Below are 13,825 nucleotides of genomic sequence, written 5' to 3'. Positions count from 1 at the left end.
AAATCGCAGGATTGTGGAATTGCGCACTTAAATGACGGTAATGCATATGTAGGTCCATCAATGATGGAGTCGAAATATGCTTGTAGAAAATCATGATGCCATTTCAGAACGTCGCCGCGCTGTATCGATTCCGTATGAGGAATTGGCAGCAGAGGCAGAAAGAGCACGGGCGATACCGGACTCTATTCTAATGCAAACACCTGAAGCCGTACGATTCATGGCCGCGCATGGCTATCAGGTTGCAGAGCTGACTCTCGTTCGGTGGCGAAGCGCACGCAGCGATGGCCCGCAGTTCCAAAAGCTTGGGCGACGGGCGGTCTACAGCGCGGGCAGCCTACGGGTGTTCCTTCGCACTAATGGCGTTGACGCCTGACGCAAAAGCCCGCCGGTGGGACGGCAGGCTTGTAGCGAGGCACTCTCAGATTCAGGCTCAGATCAATGACAATGCGTACCAAAATTGCCCCAAGCGGGCAATTCATTCAGCGCGACCATAGCGTTGACGATTTGCAAACTCTGTCGCCGCCCGGTGGAATGGAACGGCTCGCGGCGGCAGGAATTCACCTAACCGGCGAGCACATGAGGATCATCACGGAGTCGTGGCACGCGACGATTGACCCGAAGGTTGCCACGTTTCGGGTATGGCCCGTCAGCATCGAAGATGGAAACGTCAACATCGGCGGAACATGCCCGTTGTGCCGACGGTTCCACCGCCATTCGCTGGCCACAAATCCGCTGAAGTACCCTCACTGTGCGGATAGCCTGCCGCCGTTCCATTCGGGCAAGCTGAAGCCGCTATACTACCGTGTTGGGGTCGTCGTTGACGTACTGCCGGATGAGATCGCTTTCGCGGTCGAAGCGCCAACGGCGGACTTGCTCAACTACACCGCCCTTGCACTACAGTTCCGTGAGGCACGGCGATTGACCCGGAGCCGAACCATTCGGTGGCACCGGGATTATTCGGCGGTGGCTTTTCGGGCCATTGTTAGATCAGGCGTGCTTGATGAGCGCGCCGCCATCCTTCAGTTCGACTGCGGTATGGATAAGTGCTCCGCCGAGAAAGCCGCCTTGTCCCACTACATCAGGTCGCGCGGCCCAGGGCGAATGCGGTTGAGGCTGGCGCGTGCATTGATGGCAGCTTGGAAGGACGCCGGAAGGGGAGTCGCGTAGTGGACTCCCCGTTTGACCCCGACGACGATCCGCATCTCGATTTTGCGAAGCCCGGCCGAACCAAAGCGCGCGAAAACGCCGCACTGAAATTCGACCTTGACCGTGTTCGCCCCACCATCGATGCCGCGATCAACCCGCCGCCGGCCGATGCTGCGCCGGCCGGGGAAGAATTCGAAGCTGCCCTTCCAACCGGCATCCGCGCCCTTGGCTTCGATGAGGGAACGTTTTTCTATTGGTCGGAACGGCAAGAGCAGATTGTCGACATACGGGGGGCGGCTCACTCAAAACAGACGCTGATGAATTTGGCGCCGCTTTCCTATTGGGAAGTAAACTTTCCGGGTCGCAGGGGGTGCGATTGGGATGCAGCCGCGAATGCGATGCTTCGGAAGTGCGAAGATCAGGGCGTCTTTGACCCTTCGCGCAAAGTTGGGCGTGGCGTCCTTCTCGAAGATGATGGCAGCGTCGTTGCTCATCTCGGCGACCGGCTAGTCGTTGATGGAAGGGAGGCCAGCTTGTGCCTTCCCGGCTCCAAATGGATCTTCCAGAAGCGAACCCGGCTCAATATCACGAAGGCGGAACCCCTCAAGGATGACGAAGCTAGACAACTTTGTCATATCCTTGAATCGCTCAGTTGGGCCACACCGGACATGGGGCGACTTCTCGCCGGTTGGCTGACAATTGCACCGATCTGCGGCGCACTCGAAACACGGCCGCATCTGTGGATCACGGGCGAACGAGGATCCGGAAAATCTTACGTAATGGATGAGATAGCCGGGAGGCTGCTCGGCAATACCGCTCTCAACGTGCAATCAGACACAACCGAGGCCGGCGTCCGACAGGTGCTCAAGGGCGACTTGTTGCCGGTTTTGTTCGATGAATTTGAGGCCAAGACCGAAGATGACCGGCGGCGCGTCGCCAAGGTAATAGGTCTTGCCCGGCAGGCGTTTTCGGCAAATGGCGCTCCTATTGTGAAGGGAAGTGCCGGCGGCGCCAGCGCGACCTACCGTGTTCGCTCCACCTTCCTGTTTGCCAGCATCGACAAGAGCATGACGCTACCGGCTGACGAGAGCCGTATCATCACATTGGAGCTTCGCGGCACTGATCCAAATGCCTCTGCCGAAATTCGGCGCGACCGTGCGGAGCGCTTCGCACGGCTCCAGCGCGAAATTGATGATCTCCTAGCGAACAATTTCGGGGATCGACTATTCTGGCGTACGCTTGGACTCGTTGATGTGATCAATGCGAATGCCGAGACCTTCGCCACAGCCATCGCAAAGAGGACAGGCAACCGCAGACTAGGTGACACGCTCGGCGCGCCCTTGGCAGGGTGGCTAAGCCTCTATACCAGTAAGCGCATCGACGCGGAGACTGCAGAGGCCCGGTTGCAAAGCTGGAAATGGCTCGGTGAGGCCATATCGCGCGGGCAGACCGCAGCGGACCACGACGCCGCGTATACCCACCTCATGCAAAGCTCTGTGCTCCTTGATGGCGGAATCCGGCGCACAATTGGCGAAATGATCGATGCCGTAGTCGCACGCGACCCTGACTTTGCCGAATCCTATCACAAGGCACTTTTGCGTTACGGAATCCGCGTTGATGTTCCCGATGAGCCGGGCGGCGGGGCAGGTATCCTCGTCTCAAATACCCATCCATCGCTGAGATCAATCTTCCATGGAATGCCTTTTCAGGTGGCAACGCTAAAGCAGCATCCGGCCGCTACCGCATTTGAAAAGACGGTGCGGTTCGATTCCAGAGACAAGGTTCGTTGCCTGCGCATCGATTTGGAGGCCGCCGGCCATGGCGAAAGTGACTGAATCGGCCATCGTCCCCGTGTTTCGTCCCCCATTCGACCCCAAGTTCGTCCCCATGGCAAGTCATTGGAATCACATACGAAATCGGCAAATGGGGACATGGGGACGCACTTTCCCCGGAATAGATAGCCCTATGTGTAAATACACACCTGACACGTACGATTGGGCAGCAGTCGCATATGTACCTATGCTTTCTCTGTCCCCACCGTCCCCATTCAATTCAAATTCTAAATTATATAATTATATCAATAGGATAATATGGGGACATAAGTGGGGACAAAGCCGGGGACAGAATTTGGCGTTGTCCCCATGTCGGGATCGCCGGCCATGAGTGAACGCCGCACTGCCCGAACCGTCATTGTTCCTCTCAGCGAATGGGCGGCGTCGCGGCCCGCCGATCCTGAGTTCTATCGGCGGCAAGCCGAATTGATCCTCCTTGAAGCATTGTCGCGCACCCCGGATGAGGAAGTACGCCGCGCCCTGATAAAGATGGTCAACGAGAAAGGTCGGCCATTAGTCGGCACGTCCGGACCATCCAAAGCGGTAACCGTAAGAAAGGAAACCAGCTTGCTGCTCTGTGATCTTCGGCGAACCGTATACAAAGACATCCGCTCTTCAAATGGTGCCGCCGATAAAATCTTGGAAGCGGCGGGGCGCTACATGTCCGGGCAGTGGCGTCGCGATGTGGATGCTGAACGTAGCCCAGCCGTGGAGCCGCAACGCAGCATCCACCGAATCCTTACGGTCAATGACGGCAAATTTCCGAGTCATGGGAAAATTCGGAAGATCTTCGATGAAGAGCGCAAGTTGGCAAAAAATTCCTGAAACCACCTGAGATTTTGCCAAGGGCACCGGGCCATAGTCTTTCCGAAAGGAAACAGCATATGACCTTCAAGCTCTCCATCGAACGCCTTCGCCGGCTCTGCGCTCAGAGCGACTCCGCCTTTGCTACGGCCCGTGAAGCGCGTGAAGCTCTTCGAAACGCAACAGCGAACCTCCATGCGGTGGAAGCGAAGCTCGGCAGATCCAGCGATGATGGTGGCGTCTACTTTGGCGAGGATTGGGATCGCGTCCCCCGTAAGGATTGGCCGAAGGAATATGCCGAGGCTCGTGAAGCCGTTGAAGCGGCAAAGGCAGACTTGGCCCATCATTCCGGCGTCGTTGGACTCGTTGGTGGTCATAAGCGACGCGCCATCGAGTATTGCCGCGAACACGGTATCCGGCTTCCCGCTGACCTTGAAAGGGTATTCTGATGGCGAAGATCAGTGACCGGCTCTCGGGCATCTTCGACAAGCAGCGCCGCGCCGCGCGGGAGATCATGGACGCAATCGAGGGTGAGCGTGCCAAGCGGCTTGCATTGCTCGAAGAGCGCCAGTCGATTGAAGGAGCCCCAATTGATCCCGCCGAATCCGAGACCCGTATCGGTGCCTTGCTCGATGAGGCCGAGCGCGATGCGAAGCGCTACTTTCGTCCCGCGTGCCTTGTGACTCCATCCGGCGCCGGCCTCAGCACCGACCCCGGCATCGCAGAGGCATTCAAGCATTCCCCGCTTGGTGCGATGTGCCTCTTGGGCTTCCGCGAAGAATTCAGCGAAGCCCTTACCGAAATCGCTCAGTCTCAAATTCAATCCAAAGATCGTGCCTTTGCCGCCGAGGAACGGCGCGATGCACTGGCCCGCGTCGACGCCGCGATTCGCGATGCCGAACGAAATGAAGAAATCATGATCCGAGGCGCGGAAGAAGCGGGGTTCAGTGTGAACAGACGCGCTGATGCGCCCATGGAATTCATGTTGGCGGAGGAACTTTGATGAACCTCAATTTTCTGGCGGCAGCTGCCATTTTGGCCCGAAAGGCTCAGCAGAGCACCAAGCCGCAGCCTGCGCAGGCAGAGCGCCGGAAGTATCCGCCGCTCCAAGCCAATGCCCATCGGCCATACATGGACAAGAACCGTGTGCCGACCGCGTTGATCGGCATGTTTGAAGATCGTGAAACCGAGCGCCAGCGTTCAGCATGTGCCGATATGTGGCGGCGGGCGTTGCGGCGGAAGTAATAGGAGAAAGCACGATGTCAGAAGAATTCCGTAGGCTGGTTGCCGAAGAAGTTGCCAAAGGCACGCCGCCCCAGATTGCACGCCATCGAGCATTACGTGCGTTGGAAGCGCAGGCCGGAGCGCCGTCAGCCACATCGAAGACAGATGCGCACAGCGACGGCATCGACCGAGCCGCTGCTTGGAAACGTGCCCTGAAACGGGCCTCTGCCGATGCCCGTGGCTCGCAACCGTCAAACGCTTCTTCTGGCACGACCACTCCAGCAGATGCGCACAGCGACGGCATCGACCGAGCCGCTGCATGGAAACGTGCCCTGAAACGGGCCTCTGCCGATGCCCGTGGCTCGCAACCGTCAAACGCTTCTTCTGGCACGACCACTCCAGCAGATGCGCACAGCGACGGCATCGACCGAGCCGCTGCATGGAAACGTGCCCTGAAACGGGCATAGTGAATTCGAATCCGCCGTCTGAAACCACCGGCGGCTTGGCGACCGGGCTCCGCGAAACATCATGCCCGGTCGCCTCTTTTCAACATCGCTGTCTAGCACTCGGCAAACAATTCCGACGGGTCCTTCTACCGGGGTGAGGTCGTGAGGGGAACGCGGCAGCGCATGATTTCGCTAGCGACAGGGCTTCGCGGTGGGTATCACCACTACTCACCATGCATATCAAATCCCGCCAAATCTGAATAGAATCAACGGATTACAATGCTCCCGCCTTCCAGTCCCGTTAGCCCGACGCCGCGACAGTTCGCAGTTCGGTTCGGCGTCCACGGCGACGAATTCCTGAAAGAGTATGGCGACTGCCTGCCGCTGGACACTGCCAGCCGCGTCAAAGTCGGTGAAGCAATGGAGGCTCTGCATCATGCCGGCTTCCGACCATGGGCTCAGCTGATGGATACGGCATTCCGTCCCAAAAAATCAGAGTCGGCCGTTCCCGAAAGGAAAGAGAAGCGCCATGACTGCCCGTACTGCCGCTGCCGCAACAGTTGAACTGAGCCTTGTCGACCGGATCACCGGACCGATACGCCGGTTACAGGCGCGGATTGCATCGCTTTCCCGTTCATTCGGCCTAGACCGGATAGGCCGTGCCGCCGGCAACCTTGGCCGCAATCTAAGCGCTCTCGGCGACGGACTTGGCCATGCAACGCGTCGCCTTAGCATGTTGACTGGTGCGCTCGGCATTGGCGGCGCCGGGGCCGTGTTCGGCGCATTCAAATTGGCACAGCATACCGCCGCCCTTGGCGATGAAATCGCGAAGACCGCCCGACAACTTGGTATCGGCGCCGAGGCGCTGCAGGAATACCGGTACGCGGCGGAAATGTCCGGCGTCTCTTCGGAGGCATTGGAAAAGGGAATGAAGCGGTTCGGCGCCAACGCGGCGGATGCGGCACGCGGCACCAAGACCTATTCGCGCGAATTTGATGCGCTCGGCGTCTCTCTTCGTGATGCCGGCGGCAATATGAAGAGTATGGATCAACTGTTTAACGAGACGGTTGAGGCCATCGCCAGCATCGAAAGCCCGATGGAGCGTACTCGTATCTCCATGGTGCTGTTCGGCCGCGCCGGGCAGGACATGACGCGCATGTTCGAACAGGGCGCCGATGGCATTCGCCGGCAGAGAGAAGAGGCGCGCCGCACCGGGCATGTGCTGAGCCAGAACGCGTCGGAATTCTCCGAAGTATTCGGCGACAACATCGCCCGCCTGCAAAAGCGGCTTGAAGGCATCGCCAACATGATCGGCGTCCACCTTATGCCGGTCATGGACGAAATGGTCGTTCGTGCCACGGAATGGTTTGACGCCAATGCAAAGTTGGTCCGGTCCACTATCGCCGGATGGGCGAAGCGATTGTCGAATGTCCTTCGCGCCCTATTGGACCCGACTTCCTCGATCCGAATGGAGATCAGTCGGTTAGCGGATGGATTTTCCGGTTTCATTGATCGGATACGGCCGGTCATCGACTTCCTTGGCGGGCCGGGGCAGGCGGCATTCGTTGCCGTGGCGGCGTGGATCACGGGGCCGCTCGTCGCAGCCGTGGCGCTGCTTTCGGCGTCCTTCATCAAACTCGGCGTCGTCATCCTATCCACGCCGGTCGGCTGGATACTCGGCGGCCTCGCGCTCGTCGGTGCTGCCGCCTATGTGCTTGTACAGAAATGGGATGAATTCGTTGCCTATTGGGCAAATCTCTGGACGCGGATAACCGATGCCTTCGACAAGGGCTTTCTCCAAGGCATGGCGGCGCTATGGCTTGAGTTCAACCCGCTTGTCCATGTCGCACGCGGCTTGGATGCCGTGGTCAAGTATTTCACCGGGTTCTCATTGTTGGACGCGGGTGCCGGTGTCATCGCATCATTCGCGGAGGGCATCGGTTCCGGCCTCGCCGCGATCTACGAATGGCTTGCCGAGATCGGCGGCCAGTTCGCCGCGTTCATGGAAGGTCTGTTTTCCCGGTTCTACGGTTGGGGCGCTGCCATCATTGGCGCTTTGTGGGATGGCCTCAAGTCCAAAATGAAAGCCGTGGTGGGATGGTTCAAAGAGTCCATCAATGGGCTCGTGGGCTGGTTGCCGGAATCGCTGCAGAAGCGGATCGGTTTTGATGTTTCGGCCGTTTCGAACGTGGAAGGCCCGGCGGCCCCGACCGCCGATGTTGCGCCGCGCCCGGTGCTGACAGCGCCGCCGATAGCGCCCATGGCACTGCCTGCGTTCACGGCCCCGGATGCCACACCGCAGAAAGTCCAGACCGACAAGGTCGAGGCCGCCAACGTCACCGCCGCATCTGCTGAATTTCCGGAACCGATAACGGTTCACCAACCGCAAACCGTGAATGCCCCATTCAACGTGAACTTCACGATCAATGGGCGCGAGTCCGATGCCAATGAGATTGCGTCGGTGGTCAAAAGAACGCTGGCGAATGAAGTGGATCGGCAGCGGCAACAGATATTGAGCCGGTTGAACGATTGATCGCCCATGTCCAGCACTCCAACTCTCATCTTCTCGGACGGTGGCGACGTCGATTCCGTCATTATTGCACCGCGCATATTGAGCCGGCCCTTATCCGTCAACGGCCGCGCATTCGGAGATCGCGTCATATCCCTGATTGACTACACCGCCGGCGATGACGAAGACGACAGGGTGCGCCACGCCGCAATCCCGATGTCGGTGCCAGAACTCCAACGTGCGTTGACCGACGCGAAGATCTTGAAGCGCGTACTCTGGCTAAGCGTGCGCCCTGAAATTCCCGGCCTCGTTCATCCCCATACCGGGGAACCGATTCTCATCTGCTCGCTGGATTGGCTGGACGTGCGCTAGAATTCCCGTTGCGCGACGGACATGCACGGGTGCCGCGTTGTCATTTCGAAAACATCGCATCGGCCGAACACGGGCCGCGTTTGCAAATTGCAACCAACATATTGATATCTTTCGAATTTTCTTCGAATGCTGTTGATCGTGCGGGCGTTTTGATCAATGGTGAGCGAGCCGGGGTTGAGGCGGCAACCTCAACACCCGGCCTGACCAAACCGAAGAAAGGACCTTCGAAATGGCTAACGCTCATACTACCACGCACAACGAATTCGCGTCGACCACCATTGATATCCCCGTCGCCCCTGCCGACCCGAGACCCTTCCACTGCACTGTTTCCGAACTGATCCGGCATCATCGCCACGTCATTCGCGAAATCGACCGGATTTGCTGTCAGGCGGATCCAACGGATGACGCGTACGATCCGAATTGCCTGCCCTATTGGGACATGTTGCTTGAACAGGACGGCATTGCCCTGGAATCGCTGATCCGCGCGCCGGTGACGTCGCTCAGGGAAGCCCGTGCCAAGGCTGACTATCTCCTTGAAGCCGGCCTTCATGCCAATTGGATGAATCGAGAACGATGGGCTCATTTCGTGGCGTCGCTGGCGGGACGCATGGCGGAGACGCCACGGTGAACGCCGAGGCGCTACGGGAAGCCATCGCGGCGGCGAAACGAGCCGTCGCCTTGGCGTCAGAAGCCATTCAGGACGCCCAGAACAGGGCCAACGCAATGCAGGACGGGGCTTGCGGGGCTGTGAGTGCCGTACCCGCTGGCGTGCCTCGGCGAGGCAATAGGGCCGGTCTATTGACCCCTGCAGATGCGGCCGATGCTATGAACATCAGTATCCCAACACTGGCGCGCTGGCGTTCCGAAGGCGCGGGGCCGGCCTACGTCAAACTAGGCGGACGGGTTCTCTACAAAGTTGGCGATATCGAAGATTTCATTGAGGGTTCCATACGAACCAAGACGCGAGGCGAACGGTCAAGATAGCCGCGCCGGCAGGATAGGTGCTATTGGGTTGGTAGCTCAAACGGCACCATGACCAAAACGGCGCCTTCGGAATCTTCGCGAAAGGTTGCATCTCCGTTGAGTTCGGCGAGACTGCGCAGGAAGGGCAGCTTTTCGCCGTCTTCCAGCATCCCGGCGACGTGGAAGGTCAACGCGGCGCTGCCACGGCGAATAGCATCTTCCGGGGAGTCGCCGCCGCTGACGGCACCGGGGAAGTCCGGAAACGAGATACCAGAGGCGCCGTTTTCTTCGTGGATCAGTGCTGCGGCTAGCGGCATTGCCGGTCAAATCTTCTTCCTGGGTGGATCCAATTCGGCATGCTCGATCATACCGCTATTCTGAAATTGCAGGAGTCTATCGACGTTGTCGTGGATTAAAGATGTCCGAACCTGGGCCAGTTCGTCCGGAGTAATGCCCACACTTTGGAGTATTTCAATGCGCTCCTTAATCGCTTGATTCTCCAATAATTTGTTCTCCAAGGTCAGCCGTCTTTCTTCGGCAGATTCTCGGTACGCCCTATCCTTCCGCCTTTCGTGGGCGTCGTTTATCGCATTTCTGATGACCTCCAACGGATTCAACTTTCCGAGGAAATCCCAAAATCCGGGCGATTGCAGCACGACGCCCTTGAGGCAGAGGCGCGCTCCTGCAGGCAACGCAAATGAGATCGGCGCAAAGTCAATAGTCGGATTATGCAAGAACGGTTCATATCGCCGCCAGTAGCGGGCTCGGCTTGCTAGCCGCTCCAACTCCATTTCGTACAAAAGAATTCCCGAATAGGCTTGGTTCAAAGACGTCAGAAACACGACTGTGTCATCGACAGGTTCACCGCCATGACCATGAATTCGCAGAACGGCGTTTCTCTCGACCATGACCCCTCTCCCTCCGGCCAAGCTCTATTCTACAGATGTCTGTAACGTGAATCCAACCTACTGCCTTGCGGAACCTAGCATAGCCTTGCGTTGGCGCGGTACCATTCCGGTACCACAAGAAATCCGATTGTCCGTGGCACCAAGCTAGATAGAATTAGATGGTTGGTTTTATTGAGATTTTTGGTGCCGCTTGCGTGACTCGAACACGCGACCCCATCATTACGAATGATGTGCTCTACCAACTGAGCTAAAGCGGCAGCCATCGAGGGCCGGAGCCCTCGACAGTCAGCGCGTGATATCCATATTGCGCGCAGATTTCAAGCGCTGATCGGCACGAATTTCGGTCTTTGCTGATGGCGAGGCCGGGGCGTCCCGGTGCCATGCAGGCGCCCAGGCACGGCCACATATTCCTTTCGGCCCGGCCGCCGATTTTTAAGCTATTGCCGATGGACTCTTCTTGCTGCTGCGTTAATCTTCTGTCGAACCGAGTGCGAATGCGTTCGCCTTGTGGCCGGCCGCATAACGCTTGAATTCTGGAGGAGGATGAATGTCTGAGATTTCCATGGTTGTGAACGGCCGCAGCGTGTCGGCCACGGTCGAGGACCGAACGCTTCTCGTCCATTTCCTGCGCGAGCATCTCGGCCTGACCGGAACCCATGTCGGCTGCGACACCTCGCAATGCGGCGCCTGCGTGGTCCATTTGGACGGCAAGGCCGTGAAAAGCTGCTCGATGCTGGCGGCGCAGGCGTCCGGTTCCGAGGTCACGACGATCGAAGGCCTTGCCGACGGGGCCGATCTGCATCCCGTGCAGGCCGCCTTCCGCGAGCATCACGGCCTGCAGTGCGGGTTCTGCACGCCGGGCATGATCATGGCGGCGAGCGACATGATCCGCCGTCATCCCGACGGTCTGGACGAGAAGACCGTGCGCGCCGAGCTGGAAGGCAATATCTGCCGCTGCACCGGCTATCACAACATCGTCAAGGCGGTTCTGGCGGCGTCCAAGTCGATGGCCAAGGGCAAGGGCGGCAAGGCGAAGAAGGCGGCATGAAGGATCAAGGGAGTATGGGAATAGGGGAGTAAGGGAGCGGGTCGACAGGATTGGATCGGGGGTCTCGTCAGGGCGCTTCCTCGGCTTTTCCATTTCTCCACCGGCCTATTCCCCTACTCGCTTAGTCCCTTGCTCCCCTAGCATTGGGAGGAGGTTCCAAAATGGCCATGGAAGGCATCGGCGCCCGCGTGGCGCGCAAGGAAGACAAGAGGTTCATCACCGGCTCCGGCAGCTATGTCGACGACATGGTCGTGCCGGGCATGAAGCATTCGGCGTTCGTGCGCAGCCCGCACGCCCATGCCGATATCAAGAAGATCGACACCAAGGCGGCGGAGAAGATGCCGGGCGTGATCGCCGTGCTGACCGGCAAGCAGCTCAAGTCGGATGGCATCGGCAATCTGATCTGCGGCTGGATGGTCCACTCCAAGGACGGCTCGCCGATGAATATGGGCGCCTGGTCGCCGCTCGCCGTCGACCGTGCACGCTATGTCGGCGACGCGGTGGCGATCGTGGTTGCCGAGACCAAGGGCCAGGCGCGTGACGCGGCCGAGGCCGTCGAGGTTGCCTATAAGGAGAAAAAATCCGTCACCGACGCCGTCGCGGCATTGAAGAAGGGCGCGCCGCAACTGCATCCCGAAGCGGCCGGCAATCTGATCTACGATTGGGAGATCGGCGAAGCTGCGGCCGTCGACAAGGCGATCGCTTCGGCCGCCCATGTCACGACGATGCGCATCGTCAACAACCGCCTCGTGCCCAACGCCATGGAGCCGCGCGCAGCACTCGGCCATTACGACCGGGCGGAGGACCATCATACGCTGTGGACGACATCGCAGAACCCGCATGTGGCGCGCGTCGTCATGAGCGCTTTCTACAATGTCGCGCCGGAAAACAAGCTGCGCGTCATCGCGCCGGACGTCGGCGGCGGCTTCGGCTCCAAGATCTTCATCTATCCCGAAGAGATCGTCTGCCTGTGGGCCTCCAGGCGCACCGGCGTGCCGGTCAAATGGGTGGCCGACCGGACCGAAAGCTTCATGTGCGACGCGCATGGCCGCGACCATGTAAGCGAGGTGCAGCTCGCTTTCGATCAAAATAACAGGATGACGGCGCTGAAGGTCGACACGGTCGCCAATTTCGGCGCCTATATGTCGCTGTTTTCCTCCGCCGTTCCGACCTATCTCTACGCAACGCTGCTGTCGGGACAGTATGCGATCCCGCAGATCCACTGCAATGTGCGGGCCGTCTACACCAACACCGCACCGGTGGACGCCTATCGCGGCGCCGGACGGCCCGAGGCGACCTATGTCGTGGAGCGCGTCGTCGAGACGGCGGCGCGCGAGCTGGGCGTCTCTCCGGCCGAGCTGCGGCGCAGGAACTTCATCACCTCGTTCCCCCACCAGACGCCGGTCATCATGAATTACGACGCCGGCGACTATGCCGCTTCGCTCGACGCGGCGATGAAGGCGGCCGACTATGCCGGCTTCGAGAAGCGGCGCGACAAGGCGAAGAAGGCCGGCAAGCTGCGCGGCATCGGCATGAGCTGCTACATCGAGGCCTGCGGCATCGCGCCGTCCTCGGCCGTCGGCAGCCTGGGCGCCGGCGTCGGCCTGTGGGAATCGGCCGAGGTGCGGGTCAACATGGCCGGCACGATCGAGGTGCTGACCGGCTCGCACAGCCATGGCCAGGGCCATGAGACGACCTTCGCCCAGCTTGTCAGCCAGCGCCTCGGCCTGCCGCTCGACCAGATTTCGATCGTCCATGGCGACACCGACAAGGTGCAGATGGGCATGGGGACCTACGGTTCGCGCTCGGGCGCCGTCGGCATGAGCGCGATTGCCAAGGCGCTCGACAAGGTCGAGGTCAAGGCAAAGAAGCTTGCCGCGCATCTGATGGAGGCCGACGAGGGCGACATCGTCATCGAGAATGGCGAGTTGAAGGTCGCCGGCACCGACAAGACCGTGCCCTGGTCGCAGCTGGCGCTGGCCGCCTATGCGGCGCACAACCTGCCGGAAGGCATGGAGCCGGGTCTGAAGGAAGGGGCGTTCTACGACCCCACCAACTTCACCTTTCCGGCCGGCTGCTACATCTGCGAGGTCGAGGTCGATCCCGAGACGGGCCGCACGGAGATCGTGCAGTTCGTGGCGGCGGACGACTTCGGCAACATCATCAACCCGATGATCGTCGAGGGCCAGGTGCATGGCGGGCTCGCCCAGGGCATCGGCCAGGCGATGCTGGAAGGCACGCATTACGATGCCGAGTCCGGCCAGCTCATCACCGCCAGCTACATGGACTATTGCATGCCGCGCGCCGACGATTTGCCGTCGTTCCAGGTCTCGACCTCGAACACGCCCTGTCCCGGCAATCCGCTCGGCATCAAGGGTTGCGGCGAGGCGGGCGCGATCGGCTCTCCGCCGGCGGTCATGAACGCCATCACCGACGCCATTGGCGACAACGACCTGACCATGCCGGCGACGCCGCAGAAGGTCTGGGCGGCGCTGAAGGCGGCGACGAGACATTGAACAAGAGCGAGTAGCGAATAGAGGGAGTAGCGAATAGGGCAAGATTGGCGATGACGG

At 59.7% G+C, this 13,825-nt stretch carries 15 protein-coding genes and 1 tRNA gene; 13 read left to right on the top strand and 3 right to left on the bottom strand.

Annotated features, from left to right (window positions below; genetic code table 11):
* Positions 1–438: 438 nt before the first annotated feature.
* From GM909_RS16600 to GM909_RS26400, 11 genes are all read left to right on the top strand, one after another.
* On the top strand, positions 439–1,167 hold the full coding sequence (locus tag GM909_RS16600) for a hypothetical protein (protein WP_157017826.1): 729 nt from the start codon (positions 439–441) through the stop codon (positions 1,165–1,167).
* Complete coding sequence (locus tag GM909_RS16595) at positions 1,167–2,981, top strand: hypothetical protein (RefSeq protein WP_157017824.1); 1,815 nt, start codon at positions 1,167–1,169, stop codon at positions 2,979–2,981. Before GM909_RS16600 ends, GM909_RS16595 begins: the two co-directional genes overlap by 1 nt.
* A 324-nt stretch (positions 2,982–3,305) precedes the next feature.
* Positions 3,306–3,803: a hypothetical protein gene (locus tag GM909_RS16590; RefSeq protein WP_157017822.1), complete on the top strand. Its 498-nt coding sequence runs from the start codon at positions 3,306–3,308 to the stop codon at positions 3,801–3,803.
* Positions 3,804–3,862: 59 nt separating this feature from the next.
* Positions 3,863–4,231 carry a hypothetical protein gene (locus GM909_RS16585; protein WP_157017820.1) on the top strand — a complete coding sequence of 123 codons (369 nt, stop codon included), beginning with the start codon at positions 3,863–3,865 and terminating at the stop codon, positions 4,229–4,231.
* The gene (locus tag GM909_RS16580) at positions 4,231–4,785 is read left to right on the top strand and encodes a hypothetical protein (protein WP_157017819.1); all 555 of its coding nucleotides are present in this window, start codon (positions 4,231–4,233) and stop codon (positions 4,783–4,785) included. The genes GM909_RS16585 and GM909_RS16580 overlap by 1 nt, the downstream gene beginning before the upstream one ends.
* A complete protein-coding gene (locus tag GM909_RS16575) occupies positions 4,785–5,027 on the top strand; it encodes a hypothetical protein (RefSeq protein ID WP_157017817.1) in 243 nt (80 codons plus the stop codon). The genes GM909_RS16580 and GM909_RS16575 overlap by 1 nt, the downstream gene beginning before the upstream one ends.
* Before the next feature lie 14 nt (positions 5,028–5,041).
* Positions 5,042–5,473: a hypothetical protein gene (locus tag GM909_RS16570; protein WP_157017814.1), complete on the top strand. Its 432-nt coding sequence runs from the start codon at positions 5,042–5,044 to the stop codon at positions 5,471–5,473.
* Positions 5,474–5,981: 508 nt separating this feature from the next.
* The gene (locus GM909_RS16565) at positions 5,982–7,985 is read left to right on the top strand and encodes a phage tail tape measure protein (RefSeq protein ID WP_157017812.1); all 2,004 of its coding nucleotides are present in this window, start codon (positions 5,982–5,984) and stop codon (positions 7,983–7,985) included.
* Positions 7,986–7,991: 6 nt separating this feature from the next.
* A complete protein-coding gene (locus GM909_RS16560) occupies positions 7,992–8,333 on the top strand; it encodes a hypothetical protein (protein ID WP_157017810.1) in 342 nt (113 codons plus the stop codon).
* A gap of 229 nt (positions 8,334–8,562) precedes the next feature.
* Positions 8,563–8,961 (top strand): hypothetical protein, encoded by a 399-nt coding sequence (locus GM909_RS16555; RefSeq protein ID WP_157017808.1) that lies wholly within the window; start codon positions 8,563–8,565, stop codon positions 8,959–8,961.
* Complete coding sequence (locus GM909_RS26400) at positions 8,907–9,317, top strand: helix-turn-helix transcriptional regulator (protein ID WP_328600465.1); 411 nt, start codon at positions 8,907–8,909, stop codon at positions 9,315–9,317. The genes GM909_RS16555 and GM909_RS26400 overlap by 55 nt, the downstream gene beginning before the upstream one ends.
* A 20-nt stretch (positions 9,318–9,337) precedes the next feature.
* Here GM909_RS26400 and GM909_RS16545 read toward each other — a convergent pair whose 3' ends face one another.
* The 3 genes from GM909_RS16545 to GM909_RS16535 all read right to left on the bottom strand — a co-directional run bounded on the left by GM909_RS16545 (position 9,338) and on the right by GM909_RS16535 (position 10,461).
* On the bottom strand, positions 9,338–9,613 hold the full coding sequence (locus GM909_RS16545; RefSeq protein ID WP_157017806.1) for a type II toxin-antitoxin system HicB family antitoxin: 276 nt from the start codon (positions 9,611–9,613) through the stop codon (positions 9,338–9,340).
* Positions 9,614–9,619: 6 nt separating this feature from the next.
* Positions 9,620–10,204, bottom strand: coding sequence for a hypothetical protein (locus GM909_RS16540; RefSeq protein WP_157017804.1), 585 nt, complete (start codon positions 10,202–10,204; stop codon positions 9,620–9,622).
* Positions 10,205–10,385: 181 nt separating this feature from the next.
* Positions 10,386–10,461: transfer RNA gene (locus tag GM909_RS16535), tRNA-Thr, on the bottom strand.
* 290 nt (positions 10,462–10,751) lie between these two features.
* Here GM909_RS16535 and GM909_RS16530 point away from each other — a divergent pair.
* Positions 10,752–11,252 carry a (2Fe-2S)-binding protein gene (locus tag GM909_RS16530; RefSeq protein ID WP_157017802.1) on the top strand — a complete coding sequence of 167 codons (501 nt, stop codon included), beginning with the start codon at positions 10,752–10,754 and terminating at the stop codon, positions 11,250–11,252.
* Between the two features lie 161 nt (positions 11,253–11,413).
* Positions 11,414–13,768 carry a xanthine dehydrogenase family protein molybdopterin-binding subunit gene (locus GM909_RS16525; protein WP_157017800.1) on the top strand — a complete coding sequence of 785 codons (2,355 nt, stop codon included), beginning with the start codon at positions 11,414–11,416 and terminating at the stop codon, positions 13,766–13,768.
* Positions 13,769–13,825: the final 57 nt, after the last annotated feature.

This window comes from Mesorhizobium xinjiangense (assembly GCF_009749525.1).
In the GTDB taxonomy this organism is placed as follows: Bacteria; Pseudomonadota; Alphaproteobacteria; order Rhizobiales; family Rhizobiaceae; genus Mangrovimarina; species Mangrovimarina xinjiangensis.
This window is presented reverse-complemented; position numbering and strand designations above follow the sequence as displayed.